Raw genomic sequence first — 19303 nt, forward strand, 5'->3', positions numbered from 1 at the left:
GGGGAATTTATCAAAATACTCTCCATTTCTATTTTCAGAGGTGAACACCATAGTAATCCACGCCAAGCTACCCGGACGACAATCCGATGGAGCATCCTGGCTTATTCGAACCACATCATTATATGTGAACCGAGCGGCCATGCTGTTTACTCCCGAACAGGAAGATGCGGATTTCCATCAGGTTGAGTTATTCCCGGGCGATGTCCATGCGGCCCTTGAGCGAAGGGGTCCTACTGCCCAGAGTGCCCGCCATAGTCGCCACGAACCCCAGTGGGCTGACCGTTTACACCTCGCACTTGAACATACTGTCCGTCGTCGCTACCCACTAGGGTTTCACCAGGCGCGAGCGGAATATTGTTTCCTTTTGAGTCTCCAATAATGACATCCTCTGGATAAGGGCCGACTTTCATCGAGTTGTAGATACTTTGCGTCCACGCATCTCCGATGATATCGCTGATCAGCCCAATCGCGCCTCCGATGAGGACGTCAAATCCGCCAACAAGGAGCCCAGATGGAGTCCCTAACCCTCCCGTTCCGCCAGCAATTGCGGCTGCGCTGCCGGTGCCAACGACAATCCCTGTGGCGATTCCGGCCTTCAGGCATCCGTTTTTTCCTCCGCAAGCATTGTACAGATATCCGAAGGCGGCGGTGACGGCACCGTTCTCGAACTTGCCGCCACCGGCCACGGAGGCGAGCCCACCGGCGGCGCTGGTCAGGGCGAGGCCGCCGACGAACTGACCTGCATCGGTTCGATAGTTCGGGAACGCTGTTGGAACCAGCGGCCCGACGCCGGCTCCGACCGCCGCCGACAAAGCACCATCGCGACACGATCCTCCCGACGCCGCGGAGCTGAGACAACCGACCGCGGCGTGACCGGCGACGTTTTGAGCATAGACACTTGGCTTGAAGTCGGGGGAGTCGAATGGGCCCATCCCGTGGGCGGTGGCGCCTCCGACGACGTTGAACGCGAACGCTGTGGCCCCGGCTATGGCTGCGGCCTTGAGCATGTCTCCTAGCTTTCCACCCGAGAGGCCGGTGGTAATGCCAGAGCCCGCCGCGGCGGAGACTATGGGTGCAAGGAATGCATACGCACCATACACTCCCCCCGTCGCAACCGCGATCGCTGCGGTGATCACGAACTGAAGGATCGCCCGCACGATCGGGAACTTTTGGAGGAAGGTCGCCGCACCGTGGAAGAAGCTCGACAGCCACGAGAAGCCGCTCGGGTCCGTGAAGGTGAGCGGATCGTTGCCGACGTAGGAGTAGCGGTTCCAGGCCTGCGCGTTGAGCGGATCGGGGACGGTCGGATCGGCGCTGATCATCCGCCCGACCAGCGGGTCGTAGACGCGGCCGTTCATGTGCACCAGTGCGACCGCGTCGAGCTGCTCGTGGCCCGTGAATCCACGCGTCGTCTGGCTCTCGATGCTGCCGGTCACGTCGTCGGCACCGTTCGGATGCCGCCGCTTGCCCAGGCGTCGTAGCTCAGCCGCTCGACCACGGCGCTGGCTTCGTTGGTGACCACCGTGATCGAGCCCAAATGGTCGATGTGGAAGTAGCGTGTCGAGACGGTCTGGCTGACCACCTCGGTGACCCGCATGCCGACCTCGACGTTGCCGACCGCCAGATAGTCGGTCCACCGCGCTCCTGAGCCACCCGCTCCGGACAGTTCGCCAGAACGCCAAATCCAGAGATGTAGAGGGTGGTTCCTTCGGGCGCCGCCTGATTGAAGCGCAGGCGGTCGACGTCGCGCAGGAAGGTGATGGTGCGGTCGCCCTGGGCGATACTCGCAGGCTTGGCGCAGCGTCGCTGCGCGGCGCTCCGGAACGACGACTTCTCGTGTGTCGGCCGGAAAAGAAAACGGGCGCCCGCAGGCGCCCGCTCTTTCTGGAAGGTTCTTGGACCGGCGGATTGCCCGCCGGCCCCATGGTCGGCGGTTCTTCTCAGGCCGCCTTGCCGAGCACGCGCTTGGCGAGTTCGCGGAACTCGCCCTTGGACAGCAGCTTCTTGTGCTTGAGCGAGTGGGCCTTGACGGCCTGCAGCACGGTCATCGCATCGTCGTCGGACACCTGCAAGCCGAGCTCCTGCAGCCACATGTTGACCGAGTCGATGCCCGAGCCCTTGCCCATCACGATGTCGGCCGGCGGCTGGCCGACCGATTGCGAGGTGAACGGGAACAGCTCGGTGGCCATCTGCTCGCCGCAGTTCTTGAACCAGCTCGCGATGATGCCGGACTCGATCTGATAGAGGCCGTTGCCGACGATCGCCTTGTTCGACGGCACCTGCACGGCGGCGAGCCGCTGCACCAGATTGGCGAGCGGGGTCAGTTGCGTCGTGTCGATGCCGATGTCCTGCCCGTACATGGTCTTGAGCGCCATGACCAGCTCTTCCATCGGGGTGTTGCCCGAGCGCTCGCCGATGCCGAGCACGGTCGTGTGCGCCACCTGGACGCCTTCGGCCAGCGCCATGATGGTGTTGGCCACGCCCATGCCGAAGTCCTGGTGGAAGTGCGCCTCGAGGCGGACATTCAGGCGCTTCTTCACCTCGCGGGCGAAGTAGCCGGCGGCGTGCGGCGACAGAACGCCGAACGTGTCGACCAGCGCCACGGCGTCCATGTGGCCTTCCTTGCCGACGCGCTCGATCAGATCGATCGCCCACTTCAGCTCGGCGCGCGAGAAATCGATCGGGAAGAACACGACCTCGAGGCCGTTGTCGTGAGCATAACGGGTCGACTCGATCGAGGTCTCGATCGCCTTCTCCATCTTCCAGCGATAGGCGTTCTCGACCAGGTGCATGCTGGAGGGGATCTCCATCACGACACCCTTCACGCCGGTATCGACGGCGCGCTTCACGTCGTCCTTCATGCAGCGGGCGAAGGCGAAGATCTCGGGGCCGAGATTACGCCTCACGATCTCCTTGATCGCATCGTTGTCGGAGGGCGACACCACCGGCATGCCCGCCTCGATGCGGTGCACGCCGGCCTCGGCCAGCGCCTCGGCGATCCTGATCTTGTCGTCCTTGGAGAAGATGACGCCGGTCTGCTGCTCGCCGTCGCGGAGCGTGACGTCGTGGATCTTGATGTTCTTGGCGAAGTTGAGGCCTTTGGTGGCCTCAGCGGCGTAGTTCCACGGGCTCACGAACCAATCTTTCGCTTTCCACGGCTCACTCGCCATCTGGCTGCTCCTCTCGGGGTAAAAGGTTGTCGAACGACATCGGTGGGACTTCTGCGGCCGTCGCCGGACGACGGGGCCAGCCGTTCCGCTCCTGACACGGGCCGCATTCTACAGGCTTTGATTTGCCCCGGGACCGAAAAGACGCCCCGCGGCTGTGCTGAATTCTCCGATCAGTCATGCACTTGAAGCTGACATGGGCCCCCTGCCGGAAGCGCAGAGCGGCGTCTCGACCGGACGAAATCGAGTCGAATTGTCCTCGCCCGCGCGCGGCGATGCGTCCGCAGAGGACGCAGCCCCGGCCTGCCGCAGCGCAGCATCATGCGATCGGATTGGTCAGATCTCCGATGCCCTCGATCGACACGGTCACGAGGTCGCCCGGCCTCAAAAAGCGTTGCGGCCGAAAGCCGATCCCCACCCCGGCCGGCGTGCCGGTGGCGATCAGGTCGCCGGGCTCGAGCGTCACATAGGCGCTGACGGTGGCGATGATGGTCGGCGTGTCGAAGATCATGTCGCGCAGCGGCGCCGCCTGACGGCGTTCGCCGTTGACGACGGTCGTCAGCATCTGTCCGTCGAGCGGCCCCATCTCGTCGGCGGTGACCAGCCACGGACCGACCGGACAGAATCCGTCGAGGCTCTTGCCGAGGAACCACTGCTTGTGGCGCTGCTGCACGGCGCGGGCCGTCACGTCGTTGACCACCGTGTAGCCGAACACGAAGTCGAGCGCCTCCTCGGCCGAGACCTTGGCGCAGCGCTTGCCGATCACCACGCCGAGTTCGCCCTCGTAGTCGGTGGTGTCGGTCGGATCGGCGGAGGCCGGCACCGGCTGCAGCGGATCGGCGAGCGACGAGGTCGCCTTGGTGAAGACCACCGGAAACTCGGGACTCTCCTGCTTGTCGCCCGACTGGTCGACGCCGCTGCGGGCGAACTCCTGAGCGTGGTCGTGATAGTTCTTGCCGACGCAGATCACGTTCTTGGCGAGCGGCCCGACCGGCGCCGCGAGCTTGACCCTGTCGAGCGCGACGGCGTCGCCGTGCTCGAATCGGTCGGCGCCGGCGTCGACCAGCGTGATCATGTCACGCAGGTCGCGCACGGCCGCGCCGCCCTTCAGCAGCGGCCGGAACTCGTTGTCGGTGATGATGCCGAAGATCTTTCCGTCGGGGGAGTGCACGGCGGCGATGCGCATGTTGTCAGGCTGGCCTTCCGGTTCGGCCGGCCAGGACCGGCCGGTCGCGGCCGGCCCCGAGCGGCCGGTCGCCGCCGGATGGTATGTCAAGTGCCGCGGCGGGGAAAGCCGCCCGACCGAGCGACGCGCTGCCGTGCTGCACCGCAAAAACAATCAGACTCCGCGGGCCTCCAGCACGGCCCGGATCGACACGCGCGACCAGCCGGCGACGCGGTCGCGGAACCCCATGTAGGAGTCATGGACCTTTCGCGCCAGCGCATTGCGCTCCGCGATGCCGGCGAGCACGTCGGTCGCCTGCGCCCGGGCGGCGTCGACGATGTCGAGCGGGAACGTCTCGAGCTTCACCTTGTGCCGCTCGATCAGCGCGGCCAGCGCCTCGGCGTTGAGCCGCTCCATCTCGGAGAGCGCATAGGTCGCCTCGGCCGCGCAGGCATGCGCCACGATGGCTTTCAGCTCGGAGTCGAGACTGGTCCATGCAGTGAGCGCCACCAGGCACTCGCCGGTGCCGTTTGGCTTGTTGAAGCCGGGCCCGACATAATGCGGCGCGACGCGATAGAGCCCGAGCGCGATGTCGGTGCCGGGGCCGACGAACTCGGCGCCGTCGAGCACGCCCGACTGCAGGCTCACCAGGATCTCTCCCGGCGCCGTCGTCTGCGGCGTCGCCCCGAGCCGGCGATAGACCTCGCCGCCGAGGCCGAGCGAGCGCACCTTGAGGCCCTTGAGATCGGCGAGCCCCTTCAAGGGCTGGCGGAACCAGCCGCCCATGCACACCCCGGTGTTGCCGCCCATGAAGGGCTTGGCACCGAACGGGGCATAGAGCTCGTCCCACAGCGCCTGGCCGCCGCCCGCCTCCACCCAGGCGACGTGCTCGGCCGGGGTGAGGCCGAACGGCACCGTGGTGTAGAACGCCGCCGCCGGCTGCTTGCCCTGCCAGTAGAACGCCGCCGTGTGGCCCATCTCGACCACGCCGCCGCCGACCGCGTCGAGCACCTCGAAGGCCGGCACCACCTCACCCGCGGCGTGGACCGTGATCTGCAGGCGGCCGCCCGACATCGCGGCGATCCGCTCGGCGATCCGCTCGGCCGACATGCCGGGGCCCGGCAGCCGCTTCGGCCACGACGTCACCATCCGCCAGCGCCTCGTCTCGGCCCGCGCCACCGCAGGGGCCGCCAGCGCCGCCACTCCGGCTGCGGCGCCTGCGAGATGCCGCCGGGTGAACTTTCTCATGTCACGCTCCTGAACTCACACTTTCGTCGTTCCGGGGCGCTGCGAAGCAGCGAGCCCGGAACCCATAACCCCGGTTTTTCGTGAGCCACCGCCCCAGGGCGTATGGATTCCGGGCTCGCGGACCTGCGGTCCGCGCCCCGGAATGACCAGCTCGGTGATCTGCGCATCGCTCACCACCACCGCGAAAAATGATGGACCGGCCCGTGTCCCGAGCCGATGCTCAGCCGATCGGCGGCGGCGATCGCCTCCGCCAGATAGGCCTTGGCGGCGCCGACCGCGGCGACGAGGTCGAGCCCCTTGGCGAGCCCGGCCGCCACCGCCGAGGACAGCGTGCAGCCGGTCCCGTGGGTGTTTCGCGTGGCGATCCGGGGCGCCGCGAAGCGCCGCACCCCGGCGGGCGTGACCAGCAGGTCGGCGCTTTCCGGCCCGGCGCCGTGACCGCCCTTGATCAATACGGCCCGCGCCCCACGGGCGAGCAGCCCCTCGCCCTGCGCCCGCATCTCCGCCTCGTCGTGCGCGACGGCGGTGCCGAGCAGGGCCGCGGCCTCGGGCAGGTTCGGCGTGACGAGATCGGCGCGCGCCAGCAGCGCACGGATCAGCGCATCGACCGCCGCGGGAGCGAGCAGCCGCGCCCCGCTGGTCGCGACCATGACCGGGTCGAGCACCACGTTGCGGGCGCCGTGGCGGTCGAGCCCCTCGGCCACCGCCGTGATGGCGGCCGGCACCGACAGCATGCCGATCTTGGTCGCATCGACGGCGAGGTCGGAGAACACCGCGTCGATCTGGGCCGCGATGAAGGCGGGCGGCACGTCGTGGATTGCCGTGACGCCGGTGGTGTTCTGCGCCGTCAGCGCGGCGATCACCGAGGCTCCGTAGACGCCGAGCGCCGAGAAGGTCTTCAGGTCGGCCTGGATGCCGGCGCCGCCGCTCGAATCCGAACCCGCGATGGTGACGGCGATGGCGGTCATCACGCCTGCCGTTGCGCCAGCGCGCCGTCCACGATGGCGCGCAATGCCCGCGCCGCCATCTCGGGATCGGCCGCCAGCGACAGCGCCGAGATCACCGCGACGCCGTCGGCGCCGGCCGCGATCGCGGCGGCGGCGTTGGTCGTGTCGATGCCGGCGATGCCGACGACCGGCATCGTCGGTGCGCGCCGCCGCAGCACGGCGCGGATCGCGCCGAGACCCGCAGGCCCCATCGGCGGCGCCGGATTGTCCTTGGAGAGCGTCGCATAGACGCCGCCGACGCCGGCATAGTCGATCAGCTCGATCGGCACGGCCTCGGCCTGCGCGATCGACTTGATCGAGTGGCCGATGATCGCGGCGGGACCGAGCAGCGCCCGCGCATCGGCGATCTCCATGTCGTCCGGCCCGAGATGCACGCCGCTGGCGCCGGCCGCGAGCGCGACGTCGACCCGGTCGTTGACGATCAGCGGCACGCCGAGCGGCGACAGCTCGTCGATCAAGGCGCGCGCCGTGTCGATCAGCCGGCGGGTGTGGCCGTGCTTGTCGCGGAGCTGCACCAGCGTGGCGCCGCCGGCGACGGCCGCGCGGGCGAGGTCGACCAGCGGGCGGCCACCGGCGCGCTCGGGATCCACGATGGCGTTGAGACGAACATCGACCGGCATCAGCTCACCCTCGCCCGCTCGTGCAGGTCCTTGCGATCGAGATCGAACAGCGCATCGAGAATGCTGGTGGCGAGGCTGCCCGGCCCGCTCGACACGACGGCGGCGCGCTCGGCCGCGACCCCGAGCACCAGATGCGCCGCGATGGTGGCCCGCCACGGGTCGTCCTCGACGGCGAGGCAGGCGGCGACCAGGGCGGCGCCGGCGCAGCCCATGGCGGTGATGCGCGTCATCCAGCGATGGCCGTTGGCGATCGCTGCGTGCCGGGCGCCGTCCGAGACCTGGTCGGTCTCCCCGCTCAGCGCCACCACGGCATGCAGCCCGGACGCGAAGCGGTCGATCGCGGCCGGCTCCGGCGGGCCGCCCGCCAGCGCCGAGAACTCGGCCGGATTGAGCCGCACCACGGTCGGCCGCATGGCGAGCAGCGCCTGGGCGAAGCCGGCGCGGTCCGGCGAGCGGTCGACGAACACCGGATCGAGAACCCAAGGCAGCCCGTTGTCGGCGGCGGCGTCGATGGCGAGGCCGATGGCCGCCCGCCGCGAATCGTCGAGCGTGCCGACATTGACCAGCAGCGCATCGGCGCTGGACACGAAGGCCGCCACCTCGTCGGCCGCGATGGTCATCGACGGGATGGCGCCGGCGGCGAGCAGCAGATTGGCCGTATAGGTCTGGGCCACCGTGTTGGTGATGCAATGAACCCGCGGGCGACGCTCGCGCAGGCGGGCGAGCACGTCCGCCGCCGCGTCGACGAGGTCGCTGGTTCCGACGGGATCGCTGTCGCGCGCGCGCATCTCGAGCTCCCTCCGCCGGCATGATCCGGATCAGGTTCGACGGGTTGGCAGACAGCCTGCCCGAGGCGTTCGGGCCGGCCGCGGCGCCTCTCAGTCCGGACGCGGATTCGCCGGACACCCCGCTGAGATTGCAGGCGGAAACTAGTCGCTCGCCTGCCGGGGCGCAAGGGATGGCGTCCCGGCGCGCGGCGGCGCGGCCCCCCGCGGGCCGGGTGGGCGGGCGGCGCGCGCTGCGCTTGTCAAAGCCGCGCGGTTTTGCTCGATTGCGGCGGGTCGTGATCGCGGCAAGTTTTTGGCGCGACATCGCGGCCGGGCGCCGGGCCGGCGCGGGGGGAAGCCGATGGTTCCGTTCTTCGTGCAGATCAAATGCAACCTGGGCAAGTCGTACCAGGTCGCCAACCAGCTCGCCGACGCCGAGATCGCCTCGGAAATCTACTCGACGGCGGGCGACTACGATCTCCTGGTGAAGTTCTACGTCGATCAGTCGACCGACATCGGCCATTTCGTCAACGAGAAGGTCCAGACCATCCCGGGCATCATGGACACCAAGACGATCATCACGTTCAAGGCGTTCTGAGCCGCCGCGCCGGCCGAAGACCGGCCCCGGAGAGCGCGGCGGGCCTGCATCGGCGCAGCCGCGCGGTCGCCTGGAATCGAAAAGCCCCGGCCGAGGCCGGGGCTTTCGCAAAGCGTCGAGCGAGCGCGTTCAGTACCGGGCGACGATCGGCTCCGGCATGTTGAAGCTGTAGTTCAGGCCGGCGCGAACCACCTGGAAGCGGTTGTTGAACTCGGCCGTCAGCGGCACGCCGGGTGCGAACGCAGCCGTCGTCGTGACGTCGGTCCGGCCGAGATCCATGTACAGGTATTCCATCCGCACCGACCAGCGCGAATCCAGCGCCGTCTCGATGCCGCCGCCGACCGTCCAGCCGGACCGTGTCTGCGACGTCGTCACGCTCGGATTGCCCCAGCGGGTCGACACGTCGGCAAAGGCCGCGCCCGCCGTTCCGTAGATCAGGGCCGGACCCGTGCTCATGCCGACACGGCCACGCGCCGTCGAGTACCAGGTGGTCTTGGTGCCGAACTCGGTGCCGGAGTCGAACCAGTCGCGGTAGCTGTGGTCGATGCCGAGATAGCCGACATCCCCTTCGACGCCGACGATCCAGTTGGAGAACACCAGCCAGTTGTAGCCGGCCTGCCCGCCGCCGGTGAATCCGGTGCCGTTGACGTTCTCCTCGCCGTTCGGACCCGGCGTCATGATGGTCGGCACCTTGACGTTGGAGATGCCGAGGCCGGCGTTGACGCCGACATAGAAGCCCGCCCAGCGCTGCGGCGAGGACAGCGGCCCGCCGAAGAGCGGGTACATCTCGAACGGCCCGTCGCCGAACTTGTAATTGATGCCGGTCTTGATGACGTGGGCGCGGTTGGTGAACGTCGCCGTGTCGGCGAGGCCATAGGGGTTGGCGGCGAAGCTGTTGCTGCCGAGATCGACGTAGAGATACTCGGCCGTGGTGCTCCAGCTCCGCGACAGCTTGGTCTCGATGCCGCCGCCGGCTGTCCAGCCCCATTCGGTGGAGCGCGTCTCGGTCGCCGCCAGCACGCTACTGCCCCCGAACGTCTCGCGGACGCGACTGAACGCAGCGCCGCCCGTGACGTAGAGCAGCGACGGCCCGGTCACGTAGCCGAACCGGCCGCGCACCGTTCCGAAGGCGTCTGTCTTGACGCCGACCCTGACCGGATCGTTGTAGTCGATGAAGCTCCGCTCGGTGCCGAGCCAGCCGAAATCGCCCTCCAGGCCCACCAGCCAGGTCGGCGCGAACTGCCAGTTGTATCCGGCCGTGACGCCGGCCGAGATGCCGGTATCGTTGACCTCGGCATCTCCGGCGAAGCGGTTCGAGCTGGCACGGGACTGGGCGATCGACGTCGCGTAATAGGCGCCGACATAGAAGCCGGTCCAGTTGTAGACCGGGGCCGGCGGCGGCGCCTTCAGGGGCATGCGGGCGGGAAGATCGGCTGCAGCGGCGGCCCCGACCAACGCAAGCGACGCGGCACCCGCCAAGAGCATCCGTTTCATCGCGCCATCCCCTTCCAGAAATTGTCCCGTGCGGCATCGTACGCTGATCCGGCCTGATTACCCGGTAAGACTTGCGGAATTGTTTCCCAGCGGCATCCGCATCGGCGATTTCTCGGGACGTGTGCCGGGCGGGCCACAGTGCCGGACCGCGAGGACCAGCGGTCGCCTCCCCGGATCCCGGGCTCGGCCTGCGCCTCCGATCGCTCAGTCGTCGGACGGACTGTCCGGGGTGCCACTGCGCAGGCGCTGGCGTCGGGCGGCGAGCTGGCGCTCGCGCCAGATCACGAACAGGCCCGACAGCACCACCACGACAGCCCCCACATAGGCGTAGACGGTCGGGATTTCGCCGAAGGCCGCGTAGCCGATCACAAAGGCGAACAGCAGCGTCAGGTAGTCGAACGGTGCCATGATGGAGGCGGCGGCGTAGCGGTAGCTCTCGGTGAGCAGGATGTGCGACATGCCGCCGAGCACGCCGACCGCGATCAGCGCCACGAGCTGCGGCAAGGTCGGAGTCTGCCAGACGAAGGGCACGATGATGCCGCCGGCGATGGTGCAGATCAGCGAGAAATAGAACACGATCGACGACGTCGTCTCGCTGTCGGTCAGGCGCCGCGTCTGGATCACGGCAAAGGCGTTGGTGAAGGCCGAGCCGACCGCGCACAGCGCTCCGACGCTGCTCTCGGCCGAGCCCGCCGTCACCAGCCGGCCGAGCCCGAGATAAGGCCACAGCATCACCAGCACGCCGCAGAAGCCGACCGCCACGGCCGACCAGCGATAGGCCCGCACCCGCTCGCTCAGCACCAGGGCGGCGAGCGCCACCGTGATCATCGGGGCCGCGAAGCTGATCGCGGTCGCGTCGACCAGCGGCAGCCGCGACAGCGCGGCAAAGTTGAGGAACATGCCGACCACGCTGATGCTGCCGCGACCGAGATGGCCGAGCGGCCGGCTGGTGCGCACCGCCGAGGCGAGCTCGCGCCGCGCCGCAAAGATCAGCACCACCGGGATCAGGGCGAACAGGCTGCGGAAGAACACCACCTGGCCGAGCGGGATCCCGGCCTCGCCGACATAGCGCACCAGCGCCGACATCACGGCGAACAGGAGCACCGAGACGACCTTGATGAGAATGGCGGCGTTGAGGCTCATGGCGGACGGGGGACGCATTCCGGGCGTGGCGCTGCGACCCTTTGTGGCACGTGGGGGCGCGTCGGGGAACCTCGTCCCGACGGGACCCGGCTGTGCGGGGCGACCGCTGTGTCGTGGGTCGTTCCGGGACGCCGCGCAGCGGCGGGCCCGAAACGACAGAAAAGTCACCGCCGCGCAGGCCGCGGCGGTCCGTCGACGGGCGGCAGCGATTTCAGGTACTCGGCCATGGCGGCACGGTCCTCGGCCGAGAGCTGCGCGGTGTTGCGCACCACTGCGGCCATGCCGCCGCCGACCGAATCACCATCGGGCAGCTCGCCGGTCTCCAGCATGTAGGCGACGTCCTTGGCGGACCACTTTGCCAGCCCCTTGCCGGTGATGTTGGGGACCCAGCCTTCGCCTTCCGGGTTCGGACCTCCGGCGAAACGCTGGCCGGCCCGGATGCCACCGAACGAGTCGCGCGGCGAGTGGCATTCGGCGCAGTGGCCGGGCCCGTTGACCAGATAGGCGCCGCGGTTCCACGCCGCCGACCGCGACGGGTCGGGGCGGAACGGCGTGCCGTCGAGATAGACGAGCTTCCACAGGCCGATGCCACGCCGCACCGAGAACGGGAAGGCCATGTCGTGGTCCTGCACCTTGCCGGCGACGGCGGGCAGCGTCTTCAGGAAGGCGAACAGATCGCGGAGATCGGACGGCTCCATGCGCTGATACGACGTGTAGGGAAACGCCGGATAGTAGTGGCGGCCGTCCGGCGAGGTGCCGTCCTGCATGGCGCTGACGAAATCCGCCTCGCTCCAGCGGCCGATGCCGTCGGCCGGGTCGGGCGAGATGTTGGGCGCGTAGAAGGTCCCGAACGGCGAGTGCAGGGCCATGCCGCCGCCGAGCCGCGTACGGTCCTCCTTGGAGGAGGCGTGGCAGGAGGCGCAGCCGCCGGCGAAAAACATGGTGCGGCCGTTGTCGAGATTCGGCGTGTGGGCCGCGAGTATCGCGGTCGGCACCCGCGCCGGCTCGGTCAGCACGTAGACCGCCGCGGCGCCGGTCACCAGCACCAGCACCGCGACGATGATCAGCTTGCGCAGCATGGGAACTCCGAGCGCACTCAGCTCTTCTTGAGCCGGTAGGTCTCGTGGCAGCCGCCGCAGTTCTTCTGCACCTCGGAGAAGTTGGCCTTGAAGCTCGCTTCGTCCTTCACCTTGGCCTTGGCTTCGGTCGCGTCCTGGCCGAACTTGGCGAGCTTGGCCTGGAAGTCGCTCATGGTCTCCCAAATACGCGGATCGGCCGCCGTGTCGCCGCCCGTCTTGGTGTTGTCGGGGAAGAGCCCCTTCACCTTGGCCACGCTGTCCGCATAGGTCTGGAAGACCGCCTGCGCCTTGGCGAGATCGAACGGCGCCTCGCCGCGCGCCATCAGGGCGCCGATGCGGGCCTGGTCGCCGTTGGCCTTCATGGTGGCCTTGCGCTCCGCGATCGGGTCCTGCGCGGCGGCGACGGTCACGCCCGTAACGAGCACGGCGGCGGCGAGCATCATACGCGTCGTCATGAGGTCTCCTGTCGTTGGTGTCGGCGGGGGTGATCGGACCGGCAGGACGCCCGCCCGGGCGGCGAGCGGGTCGCCAACCATGACCTACGGAGCTTTACCTATATTTCCGCGGACAAACAGCATGCTTCGACGCCGCACGGGATCACGAAATTGCGATGGTATGGTGATGGCGATTTCGGTGGACTGTGGCTTTCGCAGCGCATCCTCGGTGTGCGGTGCGTCGCGACGAGCATCGCGGACAACCAAGCCGCAGCGCAAGGCACTCCGACGATGGCTACATCGTATGCATCCGCTCGTTCTCGCGCAGCACCGCCCACACCCGCTCGGGAGTCGCCGGCATGTCGATGTCGCTGATGCGATGGGACCGCCACAGGGCATCGACGACGGCATTGATCACGGCCGGTGCCGCCCCGATGGTGCCGGCCTCGCCCGCTCCCTTCACGCCGAGCGGATTGGTGACGCAGGGCACGTTGCAGGTCTCGAAGACGAAGTCCGGCATGTCGCCGGCGCGCGGCAGCGCATAGTCCTGCAGGCTCGCGGTGAGGAGCTGGCCCGACTCGGCATCGTAGACGGTGCGCTCCAGCAGGGCCTGGCCGATCCCCTGGGCGGCGCCGCCGTGGATCTGGCCTTCTAGCAGCAGCGGATTGAGGGTCATGCCGACATCGTCGACGATCACGTATTGCACGATCGCCACCCGCCCGGTGTCGGGGTCGATCTCCACCTCGGCGAGATGCGTGCCGTTCGGATAGGTCGCGACCTGCGGGCTGAAGGTCTCCGCCACGGTGAGCCGCGCAGGATCGACACCGGATGCTGCAGCGAGCGCCGCGAACGTCGCGGCCCGGTCGGTGCCGGTGATCCGCACCATGCCGTCGGCGATCTCGATATCGGCCGTGGCGGTTTCGAGCAGATCGGCGGCGAGCTCCTTCACCACCTCGGCGAGCTTTTTGGAAGCGCCGTCCACGGCCACGCCGCCGCACGGGATCGAGCTCGAGCCACCCGTGCCGGCGCCGGTGGCGATCCGGTCGGTGTCGCCCTGCACGATGTGGACGCGCTCGGGCGGCAGGCCGAGATGCTCGGCGACGATCTGCGCATAGGCCGTGTGATGGCCCTGGCCGGTCGATTGCGAGCCGATCAGCACCGTGACGGTGCCGTCGCGGTCGAGCCGCAGCGTCGCGGTCTCGGGTCCGTTGCCGCCGCAGGCCTCGACATAGGTGGCGAGGCCGATGCCGCGCAGCCGGCCGTGGCGGTGCGCCGTCGCGGCGCGGTGGGGGAAGCCGGACCAGTCGGCGATCTCCTGGGCGCGCGCCATGTGGACCGCGAAGGCGCCGGAGTCGTAGGTCTTGCCCGTCGCGGTCGTGTAGGGCATCGCCGGCGGCTTGATGAAGTTCTGCCGACGCAGCGCGTCCGGCGCGACGTCGAGCTCGCGCGCCGCGGTATCGACCAGCCGCTCGATTACATAGGCCGCCTCGGGCCGCCCTGCCCCACGATAGGCATCGACCGGCACCGTGTTGGTGAAGGCGCCGCGGATGCGCACGTGACAGGTCGGGATGGCGTAGACGCCGGGCAGCATGCCGGCCCCGGCGAACGGGATGTAGGGCGCGTAGCACGACAGATACGCCCCCATGTCGCAGACCATGTCGACCGACAGCGCCAGGAACCGGTTGTTGTCGTCGAGTGCGAGCCGCGCCGTCGTGACATTGTCGCGGCCGTGGCTGTCGCCGACGAAATGATCCGAGCGATCGGCGACCCAGCTCACCGTGCGACCGAGCCGTTCCGCCGCGACGGCGGCGAGCGCGTACTCGCGATACGGAAACAGCTTGGTGCCGAAGCCGCCGCCGACATCCGGCGTGACGACGCGCAATCGCTCCGGCGGAATGCGCAGCACCTTGCGGGCCAGGACGTCGCGCACCGCATGCGAGCCCTGGCTGCCGAGCGTCAGGGTGATGCGCCCGTCCGCCGCGTCGAACGCGGCCGTGACGGCGCGGGTGTCCATGTAGTTCGCGACCAGCCGCTGATTCACCAGCTTCAGCGCGACGGTACGGGCGGCCGTCGCGAAGGCCGCCTCGGTCGCAGCCTGGCCGCCGAGCGTCTGCGTGTAGACGAGATTGCCGGCGCGACCGTCCCACACGACCGGCGCCTCGTCGCCGAGCGCCGCGACGGCGTCGACCACATGCGGGCGCGGCTGCCAGTCGATGACGATCGCCTCGGCGGCGTCGCGCGCCTGGTCGACCGTGTCGGCGACCACGAAGGCGACGGCATCGCCGACATGGCGCACCACGTCGCGCGCCAGGACAGGATAGTCCGGCACGTCGAGCCTGACGCCGCGCGGAATCCCCCGGCAGGGCAGCGGCCCGAGCGAGGCGATATCGTCGGCCGTCAGGACCAGTTTTACGCCCGGCTTGGCGCGGGCAACGGCGAGATCCGCGATTCGGAAGCGGGCATGCGCGTGCGGGCTGCGCAACACCACGGCGCGCAGCGCGTCGGCCGGCACGAGATCGGCAACGTAGCGCCCGGCGCCGCGCAGAAACGCGTCGTCCTCCTTGCGGGTCACGGCCTGCGACATCCCGAACTTCATGATGGCTCCTCGCCCGCGCCACGGTTGTGCGCTGCCGCGACCATGTTACCGTAGATGGTGCAAGTTCGCTTTCAAGACGAAGCTATTTCGGAGGAAACCATGCATCCATCGGTTCGTTGCGCCGCCTCCGTCCTCGTCACGGCCACGGTCCTGCTGCTCGGCGCCGCATCGGCCGGCGCCCAGGCGCCGGGTCCCGCCGGCGGCCCCACCGCGGCGACGACATCGCCGCCCGGCGGCGATGCCACCCAGCCCCCGAAAAAGGGCCAGCGGAGCGCCAAGACGCGCAGCCGCCAGGGCAGCCAGCAGCAGCAGGGCATGCAGCGCGCCAAGCAGTACCTGCCGCCCGAGTATCACCAGTACCTCGGCAGCGGCGCTGGTGGCGGCGGCGCCGGCGGGACGGGTGGCGGCGGAATGGGTGGCGGCGGCGGAATGGGCGGTTACGGCCGCTGAGGCCGACCGACACGCTCACGGACGGCCTCTCGTCCTCGCGAAAGCGCTACGGGATGCACACATCGCTTGCCATGCATGAGAGCGTCATGCGCGGGCTCGACCCGCGCATCCATCGATTTTCGCAAAAATGCTTTGTTCGCAGGATGATGGATCGCCGGGTCAAGCCCGGCGATGACGACGGTGGGGAAGGCGCTCTTTTTGCCGTACCACCAGATGGTCTCGACAAAACGAGATCTGTGCATCCCGTAGCGCGAAAGCGGGGACCCAGGAGTCACGCGAAGACGGTCGAGAGTCCCGCTTGCGCGGGACTGAACCAAGATCCGAACCGCCGCACCAGCGACGGCACCGTCACTCGGCCGGCTGGCCGGTCGGCGCCGCCGGCTGCGCACCACGACGCCGGCTGGCGAGGCCGGCGAGCCAGCTCGTGACCACGTAGAAGGCCGGCGTGAAGATCAGGCCGAACGTGGTGACGCCGATCATGCCGGAGAACACCGCCGTACCGAGCGCCTGGCGCAGCTCGGCGCCGGCGCCCGTCGCCCACACCAGCGGCACCACACCGAGCACGAAGGCGAGCGACGTCATCAGGATCGGCCGCAGCCGCAGCCGCGCCGCCTCGACGGCGGCGTGCGCGCGGTCGTGCCCCTGGTCCTCGAGCTGCTTGGCGAACTCGACGATCAGAATGGCGTTCTTGGCCGCCAGTCCTATCAGCACCACGAAGCCGACCTGGGTGAGGATGTTGTTGTCCTGCCCGCGCAGAATGACGCCGCTGATCGCCGCGACCAGACACATCGGCACGATCATGATGACGGCGAGCGGCAGCGTCAGGCTCTCGTATTGCGCCGCCAGCACCAGGAACACGAAGACGACCCCGAGCCCGAAGGCGAAGATCGCGGTGTCGCCGGCCTTGAGCTGCTGAAGGGCGATGCCCGTCCACTCGTAGCCGATGCCCGGCGGCAGCGTCTCGGCCGCGAGCTTCTCCATGATGGCGATGGCCTGGCCCTGCGAGTAGCCGGGCGCGGAATCGCCGTCGAGCTCGGCCGCCGGATAGAGATTGTAGCGCGGCACCCGGTACGGCCCGGAGATGTCGCGCACCGTGGTGAACGAGCCGAGCGGCACGGTCTCGCCGCGGGCGTTGCGCACCCGCAGGCTCAGCACGTCCTTCGGCTCCAGCCGGTGCTCGGCCTCGGCCTGCGCCTGCACCCGGAAGGTGCGGCCGAACAGGTTGAAGTCGTTGACGTAGGACGAGCCGATATAGACCTGCAGGGCGTTGAACACGTCGGCCAGATTGATGCCGAGGAGCTGCGCCTTGGTGCGGTCGATGTCGAGATAGAGCTGCGGCGTCGAGGTCTCGAACAGCGAATACACCTGCTTGAGGCCCGGCGTCTGGGCAGCGCGGCCCATCATGCCGTAGACCGCGCCGAGCAGCGCCTGCGAGCCGACGCCGTCGCGGTCCTGCACCATCATGCGGTAGCCGCCGGCATTGCCGATGCCCTGCACGGGCGGCGGCAGCACCACCACCATGAAGGCTTCCTGGATCGCCGCCAGCTTGCCGAACAGCGCGCCCTGGATGCCCGCCGCGGTCTTGGCCGGGTCGCCGACCCGTTGGTCGAACGGCTCCAGGATCAGGAACATGGCGCCGGCGTTCGGGGCATTGGTGAAGGTCGCCCCCGAGAATCCGACGATGTTGATGGCGTGACCGACGCCGGGCGTCGACAGCGCCAGTTCGGCGGCGCGTTTCATCACGGCGTCGGTCCGCTGCAGCGAGGATCCGGGCGGGAGCTGCGACGCCACGATCAGGTAGCCGCGGTCCTGCTGGGGAATGAAGCCGCGCGGCGTGTTGCGGAACTCGTTGAGGCCGAAGCCGAGCACGGCCGCATAGGCGATCAGCATCAGCACCACGAGACGCACGACCCGCCCGGCCAGCCAGCCGTAGCCGTTGGCGACGGCGTCGAAACCGCGGTTGAACAGGCGGAAGAAGCCGTGAACCGGCTTCTCGAACCATCTCTCCCGTTGGCGCGGATCGTGACTCTTGAGCAGCAGCGCACACAGCGCCGGCGACAGGGTCAGCGAGACGACGAGCGAGATCAGGGTCGAGCCCGCGATGGTGAGGGCGAACTGCTGGTAGAACTGCCCGGAGATACCGGTGATGAAGGCGGTCGGCACGAACACGGCGGTCAGCACCAGCGCGATGGCGACCAGGGCGCCGCCGACCTCGTCCATGGTCTTGTGCGCCGCCTCGCGGGGCGTCAGCCCCACCGAGATGTTGCGCTCGACGTTCTCCACCACGACGATGGCGTCGTCGACGACGATGCCGATGGCGAGCACCAGGCCGAACAGCGACAGGTTGTTCAGCGAGAAGCCGAACAGGCTCATCACGAAGAAGGTGCCGACCAGCGAGATCGGGATCGCCAGGATGGGGATCACCGCGGCACGCCAGGTCTGCAGGAACAGGATGACGACCAGCACGACCAGGATGGCGGCCTCGAAAATGGTCTCGACGACGGCGCGCACCGACTCGGCGATGAACAGGGTCGGGTTGTAGATGATGGCGTGCTTGACTCCCTCGGGGAATCCCGGCGCGAGGCGGTCCATGGCCGCCACCACGCCCTGCCCGGTCGTCAGCGCGTTCGAACCCGGCCGCTGGAAGACGCCGAGCGCCACCGACGGCTGCCGGTCCAGGTAGGAGGTCGAGGAATAGTCCTGCGCGGTCAGCTCGACCCGGCCGATATCCTTGATCCGGACGACGGCGATTTCGGTCTGCTTGACGACGATGTTGGCAAACTCCTGCGGGTCGCTCAGGCGGCCGAGCGTGCGCACCGCGACCTGGAAGGCGAGCTGGTCCGGCACCGGCGGCTGGTTGAGCACGCCGGAGGCGACCTGGATGTTCTGCGCCTGCAGGGCGGCCGTGACGTCGTTCGCAGTCAGGTTGAGCGACTGCATGCGGTCGGGATCGAGCCAGATCTGCATGGCGTAGTCGCGGCTGCCGAACACCGTGATGGAGCCGACGCCGTCGACGCGCGACAGCACGTCCTTGATCTGGATATTGGCGAAATTGGAGATGAACAGCGTGTCGCGCGAGGAGTCCGGCGAGTAGAGGTTCACCACCATCAGGATGTCGGGCGATGCCTTCGCCACCGTCACGCCGATCTGCTGGACCTGGAGCGGCAGGCGCGGCGCCGCGATCGCCACGCGGTTCTGCACCTGCACCTGCGCGATGTCGAGATTGACGCCGATGTTGAACGTCACGGCGATCGAGAAGCGGCCGTCGGCGGTCGAGTTCGAGGAGATGTAGAGCATCCCCTCGACGCCGTTGATCTGCTGCTCGACCGGCGCCACCACGGTCTCGGCGACAGTCTCGGCGCTGGCGCCCGGAAACTGGCCCGTCACGTTGATGACGGGCGGCGCGATCTCGGGATACTGGGCGACCGGCAGGCGCACATAGGCGACCGCGCCCAGAATGACGATGACGATCGAGATGACCGAAGCGAAGATCGGCCGCTCGATGAAGAAGTGCGACAGCTTCATCGGATGACTC

At 68.5% G+C, this 19303-nt stretch carries 16 protein-coding genes and 1 riboswitch; of the genes, 2 read left to right on the forward strand and 14 right to left on the reverse strand.

The window, feature by feature from the left end:
* Nucleotides 1–230: 230 nt before the first annotated feature.
* From HXX10_RS16590 to thiM, 8 genes are all read right to left on the reverse strand, one after another.
* Nucleotides 231–1436 (reverse strand): RHS repeat-associated core domain-containing protein, encoded by a 1206-nt coding sequence (locus HXX10_RS16590; protein WP_296523881.1) that lies wholly within the window; start codon nt 1434–1436, stop codon nt 231–233.
* A complete protein-coding gene (locus tag HXX10_RS16595; protein ID WP_296523882.1) occupies nt 1433–1597 on the reverse strand; it encodes a hypothetical protein in 165 nt (54 codons plus the stop codon). Before HXX10_RS16595 ends, HXX10_RS16590 begins: the two co-directional genes overlap by 4 nt.
* A 343-nt stretch (nt 1598–1940) precedes the next feature.
* Nucleotides 1941–3134: a hypothetical protein gene (locus HXX10_RS16600; RefSeq protein WP_296523883.1), complete on the reverse strand. Its 1194-nt coding sequence runs from the start codon at nt 3132–3134 to the stop codon at nt 1941–1943.
* Nucleotides 3135–3486: 352 nt separating this feature from the next.
* Complete coding sequence (locus HXX10_RS16605; RefSeq protein WP_296523884.1) at nt 3487–4353, reverse strand: fumarylacetoacetate hydrolase family protein; 867 nt, start codon at nt 4351–4353, stop codon at nt 3487–3489.
* 153 nt (nt 4354–4506) lie between these two features.
* Entirely contained in the window at nt 4507–5580 is a 1074-nt protein-coding gene (locus HXX10_RS16610; RefSeq protein WP_296523885.1) for a TRAP transporter substrate-binding protein, read from the reverse strand.
* A 170-nt stretch (nt 5581–5750) separates the two neighbouring features.
* Nucleotides 5751–6548, reverse strand: a complete 798-nt coding sequence (gene thiD / locus HXX10_RS16615; protein WP_296523886.1) for a bifunctional hydroxymethylpyrimidine kinase/phosphomethylpyrimidine kinase — start codon at nt 6546–6548, stop codon at nt 5751–5753.
* The gene (gene thiE / locus HXX10_RS16620; protein WP_296523887.1) at nt 6548–7207 is read right to left on the reverse strand and encodes a thiamine phosphate synthase; all 660 of its coding nucleotides are present in this window, start codon (nt 7205–7207) and stop codon (nt 6548–6550) included. Before thiE ends, thiD begins: the two co-directional genes overlap by 1 nt.
* Entirely contained in the window at nt 7207–7995 is a 789-nt protein-coding gene (gene thiM, locus HXX10_RS16625; RefSeq protein ID WP_296523888.1) for a hydroxyethylthiazole kinase, read from the reverse strand. The genes thiE and thiM overlap by 1 nt, the downstream gene beginning before the upstream one ends.
* Nucleotides 7985–8127: riboswitch (TPP riboswitch) on the reverse strand. Its footprint overlaps the gene before it by 11 nt.
* Nucleotides 8128–8335: 208 nt before the next feature.
* On the opposite strand from thiM, the gene HXX10_RS16630 reads away from it, so the two are divergent.
* Nucleotides 8336–8572, forward strand: a complete 237-nt coding sequence (locus tag HXX10_RS16630; protein WP_296523889.1) for an Lrp/AsnC ligand binding domain-containing protein — start codon at nt 8336–8338, stop codon at nt 8570–8572.
* A 129-nt stretch (nt 8573–8701) separates the two neighbouring features.
* Here HXX10_RS16630 and HXX10_RS16635 read toward each other — a convergent pair whose 3' ends face one another.
* The 5 genes from HXX10_RS16635 to HXX10_RS16655 all read right to left on the reverse strand — a co-directional run bounded on the left by HXX10_RS16635 (nt 8702) and on the right by HXX10_RS16655 (nt 15318).
* A complete protein-coding gene (locus tag HXX10_RS16635) occupies nt 8702–10066 on the reverse strand; it encodes an outer membrane beta-barrel protein (RefSeq protein ID WP_296523890.1) in 1365 nt (454 codons plus the stop codon).
* Nucleotides 10067–10270: 204 nt separating this feature from the next.
* A complete protein-coding gene (locus tag HXX10_RS16640; protein ID WP_296523891.1) occupies nt 10271–11227 on the reverse strand; it encodes a DMT family transporter in 957 nt (318 codons plus the stop codon).
* A 146-nt stretch (nt 11228–11373) separates the two neighbouring features.
* Nucleotides 11374–12288 (reverse strand): cytochrome c, encoded by a 915-nt coding sequence (locus HXX10_RS16645; RefSeq protein WP_296523892.1) that lies wholly within the window; start codon nt 12286–12288, stop codon nt 11374–11376.
* 17 nt (nt 12289–12305) lie between these two features.
* Nucleotides 12306–12743: a cytochrome c gene (locus HXX10_RS16650; RefSeq protein ID WP_296523893.1), complete on the reverse strand. Its 438-nt coding sequence runs from the start codon at nt 12741–12743 to the stop codon at nt 12306–12308.
* 274 nt (nt 12744–13017) lie between these two features.
* Entirely contained in the window at nt 13018–15318 is a 2301-nt protein-coding gene (locus HXX10_RS16655; RefSeq protein WP_296523894.1) for a xanthine dehydrogenase family protein molybdopterin-binding subunit, read from the reverse strand.
* Between the two features lie 99 nt (nt 15319–15417).
* Here HXX10_RS16655 and HXX10_RS16660 point away from each other — a divergent pair, with 99 nt between their 5' ends.
* Nucleotides 15418–15768: a hypothetical protein gene (locus HXX10_RS16660; RefSeq protein WP_296523895.1), complete on the forward strand. Its 351-nt coding sequence runs from the start codon at nt 15418–15420 to the stop codon at nt 15766–15768.
* A 348-nt stretch (nt 15769–16116) separates the two neighbouring features.
* On the opposite strand, the gene HXX10_RS16665 is transcribed toward HXX10_RS16660, so the two are convergent.
* Nucleotides 16117–19293: an efflux RND transporter permease subunit gene (locus HXX10_RS16665; protein WP_296523896.1), complete on the reverse strand. Its 3177-nt coding sequence runs from the start codon at nt 19291–19293 to the stop codon at nt 16117–16119.
* Between the last annotated feature and the right edge of the window lie 10 nt (nt 19294–19303).

It is taken from the genome of Rhodoplanes sp. (assembly GCF_013377085.1).
GTDB lineage: Bacteria > Pseudomonadota > Alphaproteobacteria > Rhizobiales > Xanthobacteraceae > Rhodoplanes.